Below are 15,703 nucleotides of genomic sequence, written 5' to 3' on the forward strand. Positions count from 1 at the left end.
TCGTGCGTTGCCAAGGCGGCTGCGATTAAGGCCGGCCGCAGCTCTCGCCGGGCGTCTCGCCCATGCCGAGGCTGGTGCAGCAGCCCTGCTGCGTGTTGGTGGCGCACGCGTCCTGGATGTCCTTGACCGACGCTTCGTCGAGGTCGTCGCGGCACACGCAGAGCTTGTCGCAGCAGAACTCGCCGAGCGTCTGGATGCGGGCGCAGGTGAAGCCGCTCTGGCACTTGGTGTTCTCGACCACGACCTTCTTGGTCGGGCCGCCGTCCTTGCAGTCGGCGTCGCTGCTGCACTTCTTCGAGCACATGGAGCGCTCGAGCACGTACTCGATCTTGAGCTGACACTTGCCCGAGGTCTGGCCCTGGGCGATCAGGCACTCGAAGCGGTTGACGGACGGATCGGCCGTGTTGCAGGCGATCGCGTCGGTGCAGTCGATCTTCGGCGCCTCGTCGGAGTCTGCGTAGACGCAGAGCAGCTCGTTGCAGGTCAGCGCGGGGAAGGTGACGAGCTTGCTCTCGGGTGGCTGCGTCTTGCCGTGGTTGCACGGCGCACCGACGTCGCCCTTGGGGCAGGCCGCGGCGGTGGTCAGCAGTGCGGCGGCGCCGATCCAGCGGGCCGCCGTACGTACGGGGCGCATCGTTCGGCGCAGTTGCTCGAGCAGGGCGTGGGTGGTCGTCATGGACTCGCTCGTCGGAGGTTCAGCAAGTTGCTGGCCGTGCGGCTGGGGCAACGATGCCCGTTCTTGGTGTGGGCGGGAAGGGCTAAGCCGGTCGCGAAGGCACCGCGAGACCACCTGCGGCGGTCGGCGTAGAACGGCCAGGGGCGCATCGTACACGCCCCGCCGGGGCGGTCAAGCCGTGTGAGGCAAGCTGTACGCCGGTTCCGGTGGCATCCCGGTTCCCGTGCCGCCCGGGTCAGTAGTTCCCGCAATCGTCGGAACATGTTGGTCACGCGCACCGCCGTTGGCGCGCGCGCCGTCGGAGGTCGCTTCGCTCACGCAGGAGATCTGCCGCGGGTGCGCAACGCTCCGGAACCCACGTCGACGCGCACCGTGGAACCGCGGCCGAGGCTCCGCGCAACACATGCCCACACGCACGGCCGACGCGACCGCGACGCGACGCCATGCCGCGCGTGCCGATTCTCATGCAATCGTGCCCCAAGCGCGCGCATGCAGCTGCTGCGCGGGTCGAGCACCCACGCGCGCGTGGGCCGTGGCGCCGCCATGCGCTGCGACCTGCACACCCGCACCCCGAGCTCCACGCTCGCGCACGGCGGCGGCCGACGTCGTGACGCACGTGCCCGCCGCATGCGTGTTCATGCTGACCCTGCATGGTCGCTCGGGCCCCATCCATCGCCCTTGCGGCCCGCTCGCTGGCCTTGGTAATGTCCTAGGCCTTCGAATGGAGGTCCTCAAGTCCCGAGCTCGTCGCTGCACGCATCCGTGTCGTCGACGATCACTGCTCGCGACACAGGGCTCGCGGTCCGCAGCGGTCCGCAACTCCGAGTTCGAAGCACGCGACCCCAGGACCACTCCATGACCACGCGCTGGCGCACGACTCTCCGCTCTCTCTCGCTCGGTCCCGCAACGCTCGTGCAGCCGTCGGCGCTGCGTCGGTTGCTGACGGGCGGGGCCCTCGGTCTCGCACTGTTGACGGCACCGATGGCGGCTGATGCCGGCCCGCCGCCGCCGCCTCCGCCGGGTGGCACGCCCGCGCCCGCGACCACGGCACCGCCCGCGCCCCCGACCGCCGCGCCCGCGCCTCCGCCGGCCCCCAACGCTCCCGCCGGTGGTCCCAACGCGCAGGGCGAGGCCCAGTACAAGGGCGAGGACTACGAAGCTGCCGCGATCCAGTTCTACAAGGTCTACTCGAACGAGATCCCCGGCGACCAGCCGCGCGCGCAGTTCTGGCTGGGCAAGGCGCTCTACAAGCTGAAGTTCTACTCGGCCTCGCTCTCGGTCTTCGACGAGATCGTGCAGCAGGGCCCGTCGCATCCGTTCCACAAGCTCACGCTGCCGTGGCTCGCGTCGCTCGCACGCGAGCTACCCGAGGGCGCGCTCGTGCTGCAGAAGATCGGCCGCTACAAGCCGACCGATCTCGAGGACGAGGCGTTCGACGACGTGCGCGACGAGCTCTACTACCTGCTCGGCCGCTTCTACTACGACAAGGGCGACCTGCCGCAGGGCATCGCGCTGTTGGACCAGGTGCCCAACAACAGCGACTACTACATCCCCGCGCAGTTCTTCCTCGGCGTGGCCCACACCCGCAACTTCGCCGGTGAGCCGGCCGTGGCCGCGTTCAAGAACGTGCTGCGGCGCTCGATCGAGCTGCGCGAGGCGGCCGAGAAGAAGCGCAAGACCGCCAAGAAGAAGAAGAAGAAGGTCAGCAGCAAGGGCAAGGGCAAGCGCCGCGGCAAGGACAAGACCCTCACCGAGCTGACGTTCGAAGAGGAGATGCGGCAGTACGAGCACATGGCCGCGTTCGGCCTCGCCAACATCTTCTACATGGTTGGCAAGTTCGAGGTCGCCATCAAGTACCTCGACAAGATCCCGGTCGAGTCGCCGTACTACCTCCGCGCGATCCACATGGCCGGCTGGGCCGAGTTCCGCCGCGTCGAGATCGACGACGCCAACGCGAACCTCTACTACCAGCGCGCGCTGGGCTACGTGCACACGCTCAACGCGCCGTTCTTCGACGAGTACCTCTACCCCGACGGCATCAAGATCAAGGCCGTCACGTACTACTTCAACTGCCGCTACGACTCGGCCAAGCGCGCGGTCGACGAGTTCAACCGCAAGTACCCCGAGGCGATGCAGCAGCTGCAGGCGATCCTCGAGGGCGCACCCGAGGACTTCAAGCTCTACGAGATGGTGCGGAAGATCCTCGACGAGAAGTCGGGTCTCGACCCCTTCGTCGAGAAGGTCGCTCGCATCGCGCTCTCCGACAAGAGCCTCGGCAAGTTCATCGCCTACGTCGACGAGCTCGAGCGCGAGCAAGAGCAGATGAAGGACATGAGCTCTGCGTTCCGCGGCGCCGGCATCGGCGAGCGCGTCACCGAGGATCTCGACCTCGCGCTGTCAGCCGCGCGCGAGGCCACCGGTGCCGAGGCGCGCACGCGTCTCACCGGCGAGATCAAGGAGATCAAGGACCTCAACCGCGAGATGTTGAAGGTCGAGTACGAGATTCTCGAGAAGCGCAAGCAGCAGGGCGCCCTCGAAGCCAACCCGGGCAAGCCGCAGAAGCCCAAGGTCGACGAAGAGCACGAGATCTACAAGTACAACGGCGAGTACTGGCAGGACGAGCTCGGCTACTACCGCTACAAGATCACGAGCCTGTGCAAGGAGTAGACGGCAGGGGGGCGGCGCGCGCCCCCCTTTCGTTCGACTCGATCATTCCTTGATTCGTCCGGATTCGCATCCGACCACCGCAGTTCCGAGATCGGTCGCCTCACCACTGCCCTCCCCGACACCGGTGAGGCGACCCAACCAGCAGATGGCAGCCCACGCGGCTGCCACACACGCATCGAGAAGGTGAAGCCATGACCAGGTTCCAAGCACAACGCCCCTTGAAGACCCTTCGCCGGGCGACCGGGCTCGGCATTTGCAGTGGCGTGCTCGCGTCGCTCATGCTGTCGGCTTCGGTCTCGGCCGCCCACGCGGAGGAGCCCGCGAGTGGCGACGGGAACGCGGTTCGCTACGAGCGCAAGTCCGGCAAGGTCGCGACCAAGAACACGCTCGACACCAAGTTCAAGACGGCGCAGGCCAAGGCCGAGAAAGAGAAGACCAAGAAGGTCGACATGATGTCGGCCGACCAGTTCGCGCGCGAGCGCGAGGCGGTCACGCAGGAGATCGCCGATCAGCAGATCGAGCAGCTCCGGCGCCTCATCAAGTTCACCGAGGAGACCGAGGCCGAGTATCCCGACCTCCTCTTCCGCCTCGCCGATCACCACCTGGAGAAGAAGGCCTACTTCGACAACCAGGCCGGCGCGCTCTACGAGCAGATCTACGACGCCGAGGAGAAGAAGGACAAGGCCAAGGCTTCGCAGCTCAAGGAGAAGCAGAAGCGCTTCGAGAAGCAGGCGAAGGAGGCCAGCAGCCAGGCGGTCGCGGTCTACAAGGTGCTGGTCAGCAAGCCGGCGTTCGCCAAGTACAAGCGACTCGACGAGGCGATCTACTTCTACGCCTTCGAGCTCGGTCAGCTGGAGCGCGAGTCGGAGATGCAGGAGGCGTATCTGCGCCTCATCCGCGAGTACCCGACCAGCAAGTACATCCCCAACGCGTACCTGAGCTTCGCCGACTTCTACTTCGGCAAGAACCGCATCGACGAGGCGCTGAAGCTCTACCAGAAGATCATCGACGGCTACAAGGACAGCCCGGTCTACGCGTACGCGCTCTACAAGATGGGCTGGTGCTATCTCAACCCCATCGGCACCGCCGAGCCCGAGTACAGCAAGAGCCTGAACAAGTTCGTCGAGACCGTGAAGGCGACCCTCGAGGGCCGCGCCGGTAGCGAGGCGAACGCGAAGCAGCTGCGTCGCGATGCTCGTCGCGATCTCATCAAGGCGTACGTCCACGCCGGCAAGCCCTCGAAGGCCTACGAGTTCTTCATCGCCGTGGGCAACGGTCCGAAGAAGGACGAGGACATGTCCCGCAAGATGATGGAGCTGCTCGCCGCGGCCTACTTCGGCGAGGGCATGTATGTCGAGTCGAGCAGCGTCTACAAGAAGCTGCAGGACGAGTTCGCGAGCGATCCGTCGGTCTGCGAGTGGCAGGGGCAGGTCGTCATCAACGCGCTCGCGACCGACGACAAGGGCATCCAGTGGGTCGAGACCGAGCGGCTGGCGAACTACTGGAACACCTTCAAGGACTCCAAGTTCAAGGAGCCGGTCAAGAAGGCCTGCCGCGACGTCGCGCGCGACACCGTGAAGCAGATGGCCACGGTCTGGCACGACGAGGCCGAGAAGACCCGCAAGTCCGACACCTACGATCTGTCGGAGAAGGCCTATCGCGCCTTCCTGACCACGTTCCCGCAGGACAAGGACGCCTACGAGCTCAACTACTACTACGCCGAGATCCTCTGGACGCAGGCTGATCACGCCTACAACAGCAAGGACAAGTCGCTGCGACAGGCGGGTCTCGACAAGTTCAAGTCGGCGCACGAGGAGTTCGTCCGCGTGCTCGAGCGCAAGCCGGACGGCAAGTACACCAAGGAAGCCGCCTACGCGCAGATGCTCGCGATGAAGAACTACCTCGAGTACGACGAGACCGGCGGCCGCGCGAAGGCCTGCAAGGTCAACACCGAGGGCGTTTGCGTCTACAAGGACAAGGACAAGAAGAAGAAGGTCACCTCGAAGGATGCGCAGACGGACGTGGAGCAGGACTACAAGGAGTCCGACTACACGGCTGACGAATCCGAGATGATCAAGTCGTACGACATCTATCAGAAGTACGTGAAGGATCAGAAGGATCCCGAGCTACCGAAGATCGTCTACCACCGCCTCAAGCTCATGATGGAGCACAACAAGCTCAAGGAGGCCAAGCCGCTGGCCATCGAGCTGGTCTCCAAGTTCGACGGCACGACCTACGCCGCGTGGGCCTCCGAGATGCTCGTCGATCTGCTCACCATCGCGTGGACCAACAAGGCCAACACGCCCGACGACACCGTCAAGGCCAGCGACGAGCTGCAGGAGTGGGCAAAGAAGCTCCAGACCATGAAGGTCTGGAAGAACCCCGAGGCCGATCGCATCCGCGAGGCCATCCCGACGCTGCTCGCCGGCATCGGCTGGAAGCGCGCCGAGGCCTACCAGGAGCAGGGCAAGGCCGGCGATCCGAACGGCTACAAGAAGTGCGCGAAGGAGTACGTCGACATCTGGAACGAGTTCGAGACGCACCCCAAGGCGGACATCCTGCTGTTCAACGCGGCGCGCTGCTTCGAGGCCGCGTTCCTGGTGGGTAACGCCATCAAGATGCGCAACGAGCTGCTGACTCGCTACAAGGACAGCTCGGTCTACCAGCAGACGCTGCGCGAGCTGGGCCAGAACTACCAGGGCATCGCGTACTACTCGAGCGCGGCCGATCGCTACGAGCAGTACGCGACCGCGTATCCGAAGGACAAGTTCTCCTCGGAGGCGCTCAACAACGCGTACTTGTTCCGCCTCGGCCTCGGTCAGAACGACAAGGCCCAGGCCGACCTCAACAAGTACGAGGACATCTACAAGAAGAAGGACATCAGCACCGCCGCCAAGATCTTCTGGTCGAAGCACGGCCTGCTGAAGGACGAGACCGAGCAGCTCGCCCACGCCCGGGCCTACCTCGCGACCTACGGCGCCAAGGGTGGCGCCGATCGTCAGGCGGTCGCCGAGGCGGCCGTCGGGCAGATCTTGTGGCGCAACTCCTGTGACAAGGAGCTGCTCTACGACAGCTGCATCACCATCCAGCGCAAGAAGGCCACCGCCGGCGAAGCGGCGCGCAAGAAGTCCGAGAAGCTGCGCAAGAAGACCAAGAAGAAGAAGGACGCGCTGCCGAAGTACTGCGGTACCGAGACGCAGGCCCTGATCACGGTCCACAAGCGCGACGCCAAGAAGGTCACCGAGGCGATGGGCCATTTCGACGCCGTGCTGCGTGCGGCGAGCAAGAAGCCGAGCATCCCGGCGGACGATGTCCAGCGCGCGGAGGACTTCCGCAATGCGATGGGCATGGCGATGGTCTACACCGCCGACAAGAAGTACGAGGAGTACCTCTCGCTCGAGATCCCGGACAACCTCTTCTTCGGCGCACAGGCCGAGGAGTGGAAGAAGGGCAGCGGCATCCCCAAGCTCGAGAAGGAGTACAAGGAAGCCCTCGCCAAGGAGACCGACACCAAGAAGCGCTTTGGCGAGTGGTTCGAGCGCAAGAAGAAGCTCGGCGGCGAGCTCATCGAGCAGTACGCGAAGGTGAAGTCCAGCAACAGCCCCTACTGGGTGCTCGCGGCTGCGGCTCGCACCGCGCTGGTCAACCGCAACTTTGCCGACCAGCTCTACCGCGCACCGGTGCCGGAGAACCTCAAGAACGAAGAGCAGATGTTCGCGTACTGCGACGCGCTGGCGGAGAGCTACGGCGACCCGCTGACCGCGACCGCCAAGGGTGCGCTCGAGTACTGCCTGCAGCGCTCGACCGAGTTCCAGTTCTTCAACGAGTTCTCGCGCATGTGCGAGGAAGAGCTGCAGCAGGGCGACGCCGAGCAGTACCCGGCGACCAACGAGCTGTTCGGGCGCTCGATCTACACCGACAGCCAGCTCGACGTGGTCGGCGTGCAGACCGACCTCGAAGGCGACAAGAAGAAGGTCGAGAAGAAGCCCGAGAAGGCCGACGCTGCCGAGAAGGCCGACGGTGAGGACGGCGACGACGGCGAAGGCGCCTCGTCGAACAAGTGAGCGCGACCCAAGGGGACAAGACCATGAAGAGCACCAAGCACATCATCAGCATGCTCGCGGTTGCGCTCGCACTCGGTGGCGCCGGTTGCGGTGACAAGAAGGGCAAGACCGACAACCCCGGCGGCAAGGGGGCGGTCAATCCCTCCGATCCGACCCAGGCGCCGGCCCAGGCCAAGGCGGACTTCGCCGAGATCGCGAAGCGCTACGAGTCGTCCAAGAAGGGCGGCACGCTGTCGAAGGGCACCTGCGAGGACCTCTCGAACGCCTTCCTCGGCGTCTACAAGCAGTACGGCGCCTCGATGGCGGTGGCGAAGTTCAACGCCGGCGCGGTCTGGGAAGAGTGCGGCGACAACGAGCGCGCCGAGAAGATCTACCAGGACCTCGTCTCCGAGGTCCCCAAGTACGATCTCGCCTACAACAACCTCGGCGTCATCTACTGGAACCGACGCCAGGAGGGCCGCGCGCTCGACTTCTTCAAGAAGGCGGTCGATGCCAACGCCAACACCCGTGCGCCGCGCAACAACCTCGCGGCCGCGCTGCGCAACAAGTACGCCGACAGCCCGCAGCAGTCGGACTTCGACGCGGCCGAGAAGCACCTGCAGACGGTGCTCGCGGTCGACTCGGGCAACCGCCTGGCCTACGAGAACCTCGCGCGGCTCTACTACGACCGCGGTCGCCTCAAGGACAAGTCGTACCTGTTGCTCGCCGACCTGGTGGTCACGCAGGCCATCCGCAAGCTCACCGAAGAGAAGCAGGAGAGCGCGGACATCTACAACATCAAGGGCCTGTTGTTCATGGAGGACGACAACCAGGTCGAGGCCCTGCGTGCGTTCAAGAAGGCCGTCGAGGTCAACAAGAACCACACCGACGCCAACATGAACATCGCGATGATCGCGATCCGCTTCCGCGACTACAAGAGCGCGGAGGAGAGCATCGGCATCGCGCTCAAGGACGGCCGCCAGAAGAAGAACGTCGAGGCCTACCTGGGCCTGGGCGTGGCGCTTCGTGGCCAGCGCAAGTACGCCGACGCCGAGGGTGCCTTCAAGAAGGCGCTCGACGTGAAGGGCGCCGACCCGCGCGCGCTCTACAACCTCGGCATCCTCTACCACGAGCACATCGGCCCCGAGACCGAGCGCAAGAACGACTCGGGGAACTTCGACAAGAAGCCCTACGAGAAGGCGAAGGACTACTTCGACAAGTTCGTGTCGCAGGCGTCGGGCAAGAAGGAACTCGAGAAGTACGCGACCGATGCGAAGAACCGCGTCGCGAACATCAACGACTACTTCAAGAACATCGAAGAGATGAAGAAGCTCGAGGCCGAGGCCAAGAAGCTCGAGGAGATGGCGAAGAAGGCCGAAGAGGAAGAGAAGAACCGCCTGCTCAAGATGGAGGAGGACCTCCGCAAGCAGCAGGAGGGTGGCGGTGCCGCGCCGCCGGCCGATGCGAAGCCGGCCGACGCGAAGCCGGCCGATCCCAAGGCCGCCGGCGCCAAGTAGCCGTCCCAGACCGCCGGCGCCAACCGCCGGCGCCAACCGCCGGCGCCATCCGCCGGCGTCGGCCTCGCCCACGCGGGCCCCGTCTCCAGCGCCGACCGTGTCGCTCGTCGTCGAGCTCCACGGCCGGCGCTTCGTCGTTCGCGTCGGCGTTGGCTCGTCCCTCGCTCGGCCCTCGCGCGGCCCTTCGCGCGGCCCTTCGCGCGGCCCTTCGCGCGGCCCTTCGCGCGGCCCCTCGCTCGGCCTCTCGCGCGGTGGATGAAATGGCGCCGCGTCGCGGGTCGGGCCATGGCGGCGATCCGTTTACAAGCGCACCCCGGGAAGCTAGGATGCAACCTGCCCCGGACCGACGCCCACCCACGCGTCATCGGCCGGGCGGGAGAGCACGCCATGCGTTCCAGCATCCTCGCGTTTGTTGCCGCCAGTCTCTGGGCCTCCGTGGCCGCCGCCGCACCTGCAGACGGTGGCGATGCGGACGAGGCCGCCCGCAAGGGCGACAAGGGCGGCGTCACCGTCTATGACTTCGACGACGACAACGTCGACGGCGAGGTCCTCCGGCCCGAGGGCGCCAACCTGGCCGCCCGCGGCCGAGCGAAGCACGCGAGCCTGATCAGCATCCGGCCGCACTTCCTCCGCGAGCTCATCAACATGGCGCGCGACGTCTGAGCCGCCCGGGCGCGTCCGGCCGAGCCGCCGGGCGCAGCCCCGCCCGCGCGCCATCGCTCTCCGACAATTTCTTCGTCCCCGCGGGCCCCGCTCGCGGGCGCTCGCGCGCCCGTAGGGCATGTCTTCTCGGCCTGGAACGCCATTCTACCCAGTGTGATCCCTCACCCCGTCGGCGCGGGGAATCGTTCGGACCCCGGAACCCAGCCCGCGCGCGGCTGTCTTGGCCCCCGAACAACGCCGCAGGACCCGAGCCATGTCGCAAGCACTGTCGCTGAAGATCTTCCAGAACGGCCAGCTGATCGAGCAGAAGACGCTCTCCCAAGACGTCATCAAGATCGGCAAGCTGAAGAGCAGCCACCTGTGCCTCGAGGACGACTCGGTGGCGCGGATGCACGCCGTCATCGAGGTCTCGGGATCGGACGTTCGCGTCATCGATCTCGGGAGCTCGACCGGCAGCATCCGGAACGGACGGCGGGTCGAGAAGAACGACGTCCTCAAGTCGGGGGACGTGCTCGAGTTCGGGCCCTTCCGCATCGAGGTCGAGTTCGCGGCCATGCCCGCGTCGGCGCCCGCCGGCGTGACGGTGGTCGCCTCGGCGCCCGCGGCCGCGCCGATGCAGATGCAGCAGGCCCAGACCATGGTGCCGATGGGGCACACCGCGATGGCGCCGATGGGTGCCGCGCCGATGGCCATGCCTGCGCCCGCGCAGATGCAGCAGCGCCCGGTCATGCAGATCGACGCCAGCGAGGTCGAGGTGCAGGACGGCACCCGCGTCACCGAGGTGATGACGATGTACAACCGGAGCGTGGTCGACGTGCAGCACGTCGGCCAGGTGAAGAGCAAGGTCGCCCAGGCGCCCGTGTTCCTCGTGCTCGGTGGTGCGCTGTTCCTCGCCGGCGCTGCGGTCTTCGCCAACGACGTCACCCAGGACTGGGACGCGTACAAGGACGCCACCGCGAAGGCGGCCGAGGCGGGTCAGGCCAAGCCGACCGAGCCGGGCACGGGCTTCACCGGCCTCGGCATCGGGCTCGCGCTGCTCGGTCTGGTGCCGTTCTCGTTCGGCGTCATGCGCATGCGTGATCGCGGCCTGCCGAACTACACCCTTGGCGAAGGCCATCACGCGACCTTCCACGCGCCGCCCCAGGGCCTGCCCGACACCACCGCATTCCCGCTCGTGCGCGGTGGCGATCACCAGGACTACGCGCTGCAGTTCACCCGCGACATGACCGGCGAGGTGACCCTCGACGGCCAGCGCATCACGCTGGCGGAGCTGGTGGCCTCGGGTCGCGCCGGCGCGATGGGCTCGTCGTACAGCTTCCCGCTGCCTCCCGGCGCGCACTGCCGCGTGCAGTACGGCGAGCTGGTGTTCCATGTGAACTCGGTCGCGCCGGGCAAGGTCATCGCGACCAAGAGCGAGGCCGACAAGCCGTTCTGGCTCTACAACTCCGCGTCGCTCGCGGTCATCGGCTCGATGCTGGTGCTGGTGCACCTCATCCCCGACGACATGCTCGACATGGACAGCGACCAGACCGACGCCGACAACCGCTTCGTCGGCTACATGAACCAGCCCGACGAGATCCCCGAGGAGGAGCCGCCGCCGGAGCAGGAGAACTCGGACGACGAGGCCGGCGGTACGGGCCAGCGCCACAAGGGCGAGGAGGGCAAGATGGGTAAGCCCACCTCGAAGAACAAGGCCGGCCTCTACGCGATGAAGGGCCCGAAGGACGCCATCCCGCAGATGGCCCGCAACTTCGACCCCGACATGATGGCCCGCAACGCCGGTATTCTCGGCATGGTCCAGTCGGAGGCGGGTCACTTCCTCGCTTCGCCGTACGGCGGCGCGTTCGCGGTCGGCAACGACGACGAGGACGTCTGGGGTGGTCTGACCGGCACCGAGATCGGCGAAGCCTACGGCGTCGGTGGCCTCGGCCTGGTCGGCACCGGCCGCGGTGGTGGTGGTACCGGCGAAGGCACCATCGGTCTGGGCAACGTCGGCCTCATCGGCAAGGGCGGCGGCGGCGGCACGGGCTCGGGCTACGGCCGTGGCTCGGGCGCTGGCTTCGGTGGCCGCGGCACCCGCGTTCCGCGAGTTCGCCAGGCCAACGCCACCGTGAAGGGCGCGATCGACAAGGACATCATCCGTCGAATCGTTCGCTCGCACATCAACGAGGTTCGCCACTGCTACAACCAGGGCCTCGTCAAGGACCCGAACCTCAAGGGTCGCGTCGCGGTGCAGTTCACCATCGGCCCGAGCGGCAACGTGCCGGTCGCGGTGGTGCAGGAGTCGTCGATCAAGGACGTGAGCGTCGGTCAGTGCATCGCGAAGGCGGTCAAGCGCTGGACCTTCCCGAAGCCGGACGGCGGCGGCAACGTGGTGGTCACCTACCCGTTCGTGCTCGAAGCCGGCTGATCGCCAGCGCGCTCGAGCGCGCATGACAACTTCGACGGGGTCGCTGCCACCAGGGGAGCGACCCCGTTTGCGTTTCGGCGATCGCTCCTTCGCCGCGAGAGGTGCTTGACAAAATTCCCTCGGTGGCGCCTTGCGGCGACGGAACCACTTCGCGAGCGCGTTGTCTGGTTGTTCGAACAACCAAGAAGTACCTCGCGCGAACCGACAGCTGTCGCTGGTCGATGTAGATGCTCGAACGACGTCGATCGTCGTGTGAGTCGCATCGACGCGACGAACCCACCGCCCTCTCGCATGCTGCGACCGGCGCGAAGGGTTGCTGCCGTCGAATCGCGAGCGAGGAAGGAGCATCGCCATGTCCGCAGCAACCGTCACGCTCAAGGTCTTCTCCGGTGGTCAGTGCATCGGCACGCACCGTGTCGCTCGCGACATGGTGAAGATCGGTCGGCTCGCGACCAGCCATCTCCGCCTCGACGACGAGGCCATCGCGCGCATGCATGCGGTGCTCGAGGTCAACGGCGGTGAGCTCCGCCTCGTCGATCTCGGCAGCACCACCGGCACGCTGGTGAACGGTGCCCCCGTCGATCGCTCGACTGTCGTCCACGCGGGCGACCGCATCGAGTTCGGGCCCTACTCGGTGTTCGTCGATCTCGAGACCGTGCCGCCGACCGCTGCCGCTCCCCGTCCGATCGCACCGGTGAGTCCGATCGATCTCTCGACCCACGAGCACGTCGAGGCCGCGCCGGTCGCCGAGGTCATCGCGCGCTGGAATGACCGCGTCATCGACGTGCAGCACCTCGGCCATGGCAAGCCGCGTCGCATCGACACCAGCGCTTGGCTGACACTCGGCACGCTGATGTGTCTCGGCGGTGCCGCGCTGTTCGGCCACGAGATCGCGCAGGACTGGAGCAGCCACAACGCCGAGGTGCAGGCCGCTGCGGAGGCGGGCCGGCCCGCTCCCACGGCGCCCGGATGGGGCACCGGCGGGCTCGGCATCGCGTTGGCCTTGATGGGCCTGGTGCCGCTCGGGGTCGGTCTCACGCGCAACGTCGATCGGGTGCGCACGCGCTACGTCGTGGGTGAGGGCGACGATGTCGATCTCACCGTCGGTGGCGAGCTCGTGCGCGAGCCCATGACGCTGGTGCGGCGCGACGCCGACGGCATCACGCTGCGACTGTCGCCGCAGATGCGCGGCTTCATCGACAATGCGGGCACGCGGCACGACCTGGCCGCGGCGCGCGGGCAGGGCAGCGAGCTGCGCCTGCCGACCGGTGCTCGCGCCCACGTGGAGCTCGGCGAGCTCGCGTTCGACGTCGCTGCAGTCGCTCCGGGGCGCGTGCTCGCGGGGCGCGGCGAGACCGACCGCACCTACTGGGGCTTCAACGCCGCGTCGATGCTCGTCATCGGCGGCCTGCTCGGGCTCTCGCAGCTCGTTCCGGAGGATGCGCTCGCGATGGACAGCGACGACGCTCGCATCGACAACCGCTACGTCGGCTTCCTGCACCAACCCGACGAGACTGTCCCCGACGAGAGCGAGCCGGAGGAGATCGACGAGCCCGACAGCGCCGACAAGGCCGGCCTCTCGGGCCAGCGCCACGCCGGCGACGAAGGGGCCGCCGGTGACCCGAGCAAGGTCAACGTCCGCAAGCTGTACGCGACCAAGGGCCCCCGCGACGCGGTGCCGATGCTCGCACGCAACTTCGATCCTGCTCGCGATGCCCGCGAGTCGGGCGTGCTCGGGCTGATGCAGCGCGAGAGCGGCCACTTCCTCGCGTCGCCGTTCGGCGCCGCGTTCGCGGTGGGCAACGACGACGAAGACGTGTGGGGCAACATCACGGGCGACGAGATCGGCGCATCGGGGGGCGTGGGCGGCCTGGGCCTGCTCGGCGCTGGCCGAGGCGGCGGCGGCGAGGGCGAAGGCACCATCGGTCTCACCGGCATCGGCACCATCGGGCAGCGCGGCAACAACGGCACGCGCCTCGGCTACGGCGATCGCAACGGTCGTGACTCGGGTACCAAGTTCGACGGCCGTCGCACACGCACACCGCAGGTGCGCGTGGTCAGCAGCGAGGTGAAGTCGACGATCGACAAGGAGATCATCCGTCGCGTCGTGCGTGCCCACCTCAACGAGGTCCGCGGTTGCTACGATCAGGGCCTCAGCCGCGATCCCAACCTCCGCGGTCGCGTGGCGATCCAGTTCACGATCGGGCCCTCGGGCACGGTCGGCGCCTCGGCGGTCGCGGAGAGCTCGCTCGGCGACAAGAGCGTCGAGTCGTGCATCGCGAAGTCGGTCCGTCGCTGGCGCTTCCCGACCGGCGCCACCCAGGGCAGCGCAGTCGTCACCTACCCCTTCGTGCTCTCCGCGGGCTGACGAAGGGGCGGGCGCGAAACCCCCGCGCGCGACCACGGCCCGTCGACGGCCTCGAGCTTCCGCCCGCGTTCGCGGGCGTGCAGCCGGGGCCGCACGGGTTTCTGGTGTTCAGCCCCGCGGGCGAAACCTCCGACAATCCTGCGCCCGCGGGGGCACGCTTGAAGCTTCCGCGGCGCTTCGCCTTGTCACGCTCGTACGGCAGGGGCTACCATGCACCGGTTCCGCGCCCTTGGAGGCTCGAAGTCAGATGCGCCGAGTTGCCGTCCTCATCGCCCTGGTCATCCCGATGCTCTCCCTGTCGCCGGGCTGCAAGCTCGCGAGTCGGCAGCGTGTGCAGGCCATCAACCGGCTCAACGAGGGCATCGCGCTCGAGAACCGCAACAACACCTCGGGGGCCGAGAAATCCCTCAAGGAAGCGATCGAGCTCGATCCGAGCTTCGCGAAGCCCTACTACATCCTCGGTCAGATGTACCGGAAGCAGGGCAAGCTGGTCGACGCGGAGAAGATGTTCCGCGGTGCGATCGACAACATGAAGGAAGAGCCGGTCGCCGAGTACCCCTACCAGCTGGGCACGGTGATCGCGTCGCAGGGTGAGGCGCCCGGCGTCAGCCAGGCCGACCAGGCCGCCAAGTTCAACGACGCGATCGCGCAGTTCCAGGAGTGCATCAAGCTCGACCCGAACCACTACCGGGCCTACTACCGGACCGGGACGCTGTACGAGAAGCTCGATCAGCCGCAGAAGGCCGACCAGAGCTACCGCAAGGCCATCGAGCTGCGCTCGGGCTACAGCATGTCGTTCGTCGCGTTGGGCAACATGTACATCGACTACGGCCACGCCAACGTCGGGCAGGCCGTGCTCGAGCTCGGCACCCAGGTGAACGACAAGGACGCTCACATGTGGAGCGGCCTCGGTCGCGCCCAGTACTCGCTGAACAAGCCCACCGAGGCGATCGAGTCGTTCAAGAAGGCCAAGGCCATCAACCCAGACCTCGTCGACGCGCTGTACGGCCTCGGCATGGCCTACGCGGAGATCCGCGATCGCAAGAATGCCGTCGAGAACCTGCAGGCCTTCCTGCAGAAGGCCGGCAACGACGTCCCCGAAGATCTCAAGCGCGCCGCCAACGATACGATGGCGCGCGTCAAAGACGTGATCTGAGCCGGGCCTGGCCCGCGCATCGGATGCTCGACGCACCGGCCAGGTGTGTCGGCGCCGCCCCATCGCCGAGCCTCGGTCGGTCGCGCCGGCCGTGGCTCGTTGGCGGCTGCGCCGAGGCGCCGGCACAGCCGTCGCGCTCAGCGGGTGCGCGCTGGCGCGGCCACGGTGCGTCGCGATGGATGCCGAGGTGCCGGCTTGGCTCG

The 15,703-nt window shown here is 67.0% G+C and carries 8 protein-coding genes; 7 read left to right on the forward strand and 1 reads right to left on the reverse strand.

What is annotated here, in order from left to right:
- Positions 1–25: 25 nt before the first annotated feature.
- Positions 26–676, reverse strand: a complete 651-nt coding sequence (locus IPH07_38125) for a hypothetical protein (GenBank protein ID MBK6923270.1) — start codon at positions 674–676, stop codon at positions 26–28.
- A gap of 855 nt (positions 677–1,531) precedes the next feature.
- On the opposite strand from IPH07_38125, the gene IPH07_38130 reads away from it, so the two are divergent.
- The 7 genes from IPH07_38130 to IPH07_38160 all read left to right on the forward strand — a co-directional run bounded on the left by IPH07_38130 (position 1,532) and on the right by IPH07_38160 (position 15,500).
- On the forward strand, positions 1,532–3,343 hold the full coding sequence (locus IPH07_38130) for a hypothetical protein (protein ID MBK6923271.1): 1,812 nt from the start codon (positions 1,532–1,534) through the stop codon (positions 3,341–3,343).
- A 218-nt stretch (positions 3,344–3,561) separates the two neighbouring features.
- Positions 3,562–7,407 (forward strand): hypothetical protein, encoded by a 3,846-nt coding sequence (locus IPH07_38135; protein ID MBK6923272.1) that lies wholly within the window; start codon positions 3,562–3,564, stop codon positions 7,405–7,407.
- Between the two features lie 23 nt (positions 7,408–7,430).
- A complete protein-coding gene (locus IPH07_38140; protein ID MBK6923273.1) occupies positions 7,431–8,903 on the forward strand; it encodes a tetratricopeptide repeat protein in 1,473 nt (490 codons plus the stop codon).
- A 285-nt stretch (positions 8,904–9,188) separates the two neighbouring features.
- Positions 9,189–9,566 carry a hypothetical protein gene (locus IPH07_38145; GenBank protein ID MBK6923274.1) on the forward strand — a complete coding sequence of 126 codons (378 nt, stop codon included), beginning with the start codon at positions 9,189–9,191 and terminating at the stop codon, positions 9,564–9,566.
- Positions 9,567–9,819: 253 nt separating this feature from the next.
- Complete coding sequence (locus tag IPH07_38150; GenBank protein ID MBK6923275.1) at positions 9,820–11,976, forward strand: AgmX/PglI C-terminal domain-containing protein; 2,157 nt, start codon at positions 9,820–9,822, stop codon at positions 11,974–11,976.
- A gap of 352 nt (positions 11,977–12,328) precedes the next feature.
- Positions 12,329–14,344: an AgmX/PglI C-terminal domain-containing protein gene (locus IPH07_38155; protein ID MBK6923276.1), complete on the forward strand. Its 2,016-nt coding sequence runs from the start codon at positions 12,329–12,331 to the stop codon at positions 14,342–14,344.
- Between the two features lie 247 nt (positions 14,345–14,591).
- Positions 14,592–15,500: a tetratricopeptide repeat protein gene (locus tag IPH07_38160; protein MBK6923277.1), complete on the forward strand. Its 909-nt coding sequence runs from the start codon at positions 14,592–14,594 to the stop codon at positions 15,498–15,500.
- Positions 15,501–15,703 lie beyond the last annotated feature (203 nt).

The sequence above is a fragment of the Deltaproteobacteria bacterium genome (assembly GCA_016709225.1).
Taxonomy (GTDB): domain Bacteria; phylum Myxococcota_A; class Polyangia; order Nannocystales; family Nannocystaceae; genus Xiheibacterium; species Xiheibacterium phototrophicum.